At 25.5% G+C, this 490-nt stretch carries 1 protein-coding gene; it reads right to left on the bottom strand.

Features of this window, described 5'->3' with window-relative positions:
* Positions 1-207: 207 nt before the first annotated feature.
* A partial coding sequence (locus HMPREF2767_RS02770) for a hypothetical protein (protein WP_210391803.1) occupies positions 208-490 on the bottom strand: 283 nt, incomplete at its 5' end.

Below are 490 nucleotides of genomic sequence, written 5' to 3'. Positions count from 1 at the left end.
ATACATTATTAGGTATCTCGATATTAAGTACCTTATTATTAATTTTTAGTTCACTTAAAATTTTCACTTTTATCCCTCCGTTTTCATTTTTCATATAATATAGAGTAATAATATTATATCATGAAATATTATTTATTAACTTATACGTACCTTTATTTAAGTCTAGATTGTTTATAGTATGTTAAGCACTCTTACGAGTGCTTAACTTTAGTAATAGAAATAAATCATAGAGCCTTGTAAGTTTCCTTTGTAAAAATCTTTAATATATTGTGCCATCATATTATTATCTGTTTCTGTTAATTTAAACTCATCATCTACTAATAGATAAGCAAGTGCTTCTTCTAATGTATGGTATTCTTCAATCCATACATCTGAAGTTGAATTATCAATCGCAAGCCAGATACCTAATTCTTCATCTTTAAATAAGAATCGTGCAATTTCTTCATCATCAAAATTACATGTTGTTTCCAATGTAAGTAATAAATCATCA

It is taken from the genome of Nosocomiicoccus sp. HMSC067E10, assembly GCF_001810835.1.
GTDB classification, from domain to species: Bacteria; Bacillota; Bacilli; order Staphylococcales; family Salinicoccaceae; genus Nosocomiicoccus; species Nosocomiicoccus ampullae_A.
Note: the sequence above shows the minus strand (reverse complement) of the source record. Positions and strands in the feature narration are given on the sequence as shown.